The 3,391-nt window shown below is 53.8% G+C and carries 3 protein-coding genes; all 3 read left to right on the top strand.

Features of this window, described 5'->3' with window-relative positions; translation table 11 throughout:
* Nucleotides 1-131 precede the first annotated feature (131 nt).
* Genes QWY27_RS15135 through QWY27_RS15125 form a run of 3 tightly spaced genes read left to right on the top strand, consistent with a single transcriptional unit; the run spans nt 132 to nt 3,284 of the window.
* Nucleotides 132-1,352 carry a tyrosine-type recombinase/integrase gene (locus tag QWY27_RS15135; protein WP_290199270.1) on the top strand — a complete coding sequence of 407 codons (1,221 nt, stop codon included), beginning with the start codon at nt 132-134 and terminating at the stop codon, nt 1,350-1,352.
* A complete protein-coding gene (locus QWY27_RS15130) occupies nt 1,349-2,293 on the top strand; it encodes a tyrosine-type recombinase/integrase (RefSeq protein ID WP_290199269.1) in 945 nt (314 codons plus the stop codon). Before QWY27_RS15135 ends, QWY27_RS15130 begins: the two co-directional genes overlap by 4 nt.
* Entirely contained in the window at nt 2,286-3,284 is a 999-nt protein-coding gene (locus QWY27_RS15125; RefSeq protein ID WP_290199268.1) for a tyrosine-type recombinase/integrase, read from the top strand. Before QWY27_RS15130 ends, QWY27_RS15125 begins: the two co-directional genes overlap by 8 nt.
* Nucleotides 3,285-3,391: the final 107 nt, after the last annotated feature.

Here is a 3,391-nt window from a genome sequence, read left to right as displayed (position 1 = left end):
GGTTATGTTGCGCCGAAATTTATGTTGCGGCGCTAGCCGAACGCAGAGAGGTTCGCTAGTATTCACCGGTTATTGACATGACATAAATTTTGGCGCTTTCTGATCTCCCAACCAACGTTTGGAGATCTGTCATGTCCAAGAAACCAATCAGCGTCACGGTCGCAGGTAGTCGTCATCTCGAAGCGCCATTCTTGCAGGAGCGGGAGCGATATCTGCGCAATTGCGCGGATTCAGGCGCAACTCCGGGGGCGCTTTCCGTAAAGCGCAATGAGCTAATCTGGATCGCAAACTTTCTTCCTGCGACTGCGCCGCAAGGTGTCGATATCGAGCAGCTAAATGAGCTTGTTCGGCATCGCGCAGCGTTGCATACCGGCGTCACAATGGGGGACCGGATGATCGTAGTCGCCAGGCCATGGTTACGATTCCTCGGCTGGTGGCGAGAGCCAGTTGTAACTCTTGCGTATCAATGTCATTTGGATGCCTATATACAATGGATGCGCAATGAACGAGGGTTCAGTCCAACCACCGTCAACCAGTGGCAAGGCAGGATAAGGCAGTTTCTCCAGTGGTGTGAGGAGACGGACCGCGATTTGAAGCGCCTGCGGCCAGGCGATATCGACGCCTACTTCATTCAGAATGCGGCACGATGGGGACGGATATCAGTAAAGACAATAACTGGGGCACTGCGGATATTTCTGCGTTATGCGGCAGCTCAAGGTCTGTGTGACTCACGCCTTGCCGCGGCCTTACGGACGCCGCGCGTGTACGCACAGGAATCATTGCCATCCGCCCCGGGATGGAACGACGTTCAACGGATTCTGGCCACAACATTGGCTGACGAGCCGGCTGATATCAGAAACCGCGCAATCCTGATGCTCCTGTCGATCTACGGACTGCGCCGTGGCGAGGTAGTGGCACTGCGGCTTGACCAGATAGACTGGGCTGGACGAACGCTTCATGTGTTTCGTTTGAAGCGCCGGCAGCCGCAGATTTATCCGTTGTTGCCAACAGTCGCCGAAGCATTGGCACGCTATATCGACACCGTGCGCCCACACAGTTCTGCCCCAGAAATTTTCCTCGGATTGAAGGCGCCACATCGCCCGCTAACGCCATCGGCCATATTCGACTTCGTCAATGACAAGTTCAAAGCATTGGGAATTCAGGCAAAGCACCGAGGCCCTCACGCATTACGCCATGCCTGTGCCGTACGGTTGGTCGCACAGGGATTGAGCTTCAAGGAAATTGGTGATCACCTCGGTCACCGAAGCTCGTCAGCCACGATGACCTACGCCAAGGTCGACATGCGCGCGTTACGCGAAGTTGGTGACTTCGATCTGGGAGATCTGTCATGAAGCTGATCGACGTGGTGACAGCATATGTCGCAATGCAACGGTCGCTGGGTCTGCGATTCACAGCAGCCGACCGACTTTTGCGGCAGTTTTCCCGTGAGATGGGGTGTATCGACATTGCCGAAGTGCAGCCCGAAGCTGTCGTGGCATTTCTGCAGGGGGCTGGAGCCCTCACCGCCACATGGCGGCTCAAATATAACGTGCTCTCCGGTCTGTATCGGTTTGCCATCAACCGGGGATATGGCAAGACATGTCCACTTCCAACAAACATTCCGAAACTGCCACCATCTCAAACACCTTATGTGTACTCAACGGAAGAGCTCCGTCGACTAATCGAGGCCACACCCGTGTTGTACAACTACCGAAGTCGACAGCAGGCATCCATGTACCGGACTTTAATTCTTCTGCTGTATGGCAGCGGCTTGCGCATCGGCGAGGCACTACGTCTGACCATGCTCGATATAGACTTGGACGACCGGGTCATCATCGTGCGCGACACGAAATTCTTCAAGACTCGTCTCGTACCGATCGGTCCACGACTGTCTGCAGAACTGACCGAGCATATCAAACGCCGTCGGACTCTGCCGATGCCGGCGGGGGAGAATTCGCGTCTCTTCACGTCATACACTGGGAAGGGATGGCCGTATTCCCAGGTCATTACGCTATTTCAGCGTCTGCGCCATGCAGCGCAAATCAAAATTCCGGTTGGAGAATTACATCCGCCGCGCTTGCATGATTTGCGCCACACGGCGGTGGTGCATCGAGTGCTTGCGTGGTATCGCACTGGCAAGGATGTGCAACAGTTGCTTCCGCAACTGGCAACCTACCTGGGCCACGTCGACCTCAAATCGACACAACGCTATTTGCGGATGACCCCTGAATTACTCGAAGAGGCCAGCCGCCGCTTCGCAAAGTATGCGCAGCGCGGAGGTGATCATGAATGATAAAAATCTGCTTGGCCCATGGATCCGTCGATTCCTTCTGGAGCACATGGTGGCTGAGCGCAATCTATCGCTCAACACGCAGGCTAGCTATCGCGATACATTGACTTTGCTATTACCATTCGTAAGCAAACACTGCGGTATCGTTATCGATCGCATGATGGTGGAAGATCTCTCGCCGGCCATGGTGCGTCAATTTCTGAATTACATCGAAGATGATCGACATTGTGGCGGTGCCACGCGAAATTTGCGCTTGAGTGCGATCCATTCGCTTGCGCGCTTCATTGGCATGCGCTCGCCTGTTCACCTGGCATGGTGTAACGAAGTGAGATCAATCTCGTTCAAAAAGACCGCCAAGACCTTGATCGGCTATCTTGAGAAGCATGAGATGGATGTGATATTGGCGCAGCCAAATCGTAAAACCAAAATGGGTGCGCGCGACTACGCATTGCTTCTGTTCTTGTACAACAGCGGGGCTCGCGCCGATGAAGCCGCGAAATTAACCATTGGCCGTCTGCAACTTGGCGACCCGGCTTCAGTGCGCATACTCGGCAAAGGAAACAAGGAACGAATGTGTCCATTGTGGCCAGAGACATCGACCGTTTTGAATCGTCTTATTGCAGGTCGCAATGCACACGATACCGTGTTCCTCGGCCGCACGAACCAACCGATGACACGATTCGGCATCCATCGTATCGTTACCCAATGTGCCGCCACTGCCTCTAAGGCAGTCCCGACAATATTGGCTAAGCGAATAAGCCCACACTCAATTCGACACACAACCGCAGTTCATCTGTTGCGTTCAGGCGTTGACATCAATACGATCCGTGCCTGGTTAGGTCACGTTTCTCTGGACACGACGAATATTTACGCCGAGGTGGACTTGGAGATGAAAGCAAAAGCATTGGCGAGCGTGGATATTTCCGGATTGCCACCACCATCACGTGAGACAAATAAGCTGCCATCGCTGATGGCGTTTCTACGGCACCTATAGATTCGCACCCGTTTATTATGTGCGGAATGAGTTAGAAATCCCCCTATGATTTCTGACTCATAACCTCGCTGCCGCAACATAAATTTCGGCGCAACATAACCTGCGAA

Origin of the sequence: Zwartia vadi (assembly GCF_030410375.1) — a bacterium.
Lineage (GTDB): Bacteria > Pseudomonadota > Gammaproteobacteria > Burkholderiales > Burkholderiaceae_B > Zwartia > Zwartia vadi.
The sequence above is the reverse complement of the archived record's forward strand: the minus strand, read 5'-3'. Positions and strand labels throughout refer to the sequence as shown.